This window comes from Granulicatella sp. WM01 (genome assembly GCF_004570605.1).
Taxonomy (GTDB): domain Bacteria; phylum Bacillota; class Bacilli; order Lactobacillales; family Aerococcaceae; genus WM01.
Genome location: NZ_SPPB01000149.1, coordinates 1 through 346, shown reverse-complemented (window position 1 = coordinate 346; position 346 = coordinate 1). Strand labels below are relative to the sequence as shown.

1 protein-coding gene is annotated in these 346 nt (G+C 41.3%); it reads left to right on the top strand.

Features of this window, described 5'->3' with window-relative positions:
• Positions 1-346 (top strand): Rib/alpha-like domain-containing protein (locus E4T68_RS09060; protein ID WP_245175702.1); only part of this gene is annotated, 346 nt, incomplete at both ends.

The window sequence follows — 346 nt, the reverse complement described above, 5'->3', positions numbered from 1 at the left end:
AAGAATGTGGCAGACTTACCCGCAAACACACAATTTGCATTCAAAACTCCAGTAGACACAGCACAAGCAGGAGAAATTGAAGCAATTGTGGTTGTGACATATCCAGACGGTAGTCAAGATGAAGTGCTTGTAAATATTACAGTAACAGAACCAAATGCTGACACATATACACCAACAACTCAAGCACAAAGTGTAGACAAAGGTAGTCAACCAGTAGCCAAAGACAGTATTAAGAATGTGGCAGACTTACCCGCAAACACACAATTTGCATTCAAAACTCCAGTAGACACAGCACAAGCAGGAGAAATTGAAGCAATTGTGGTTGTGACATATCCAGACGGTAGTC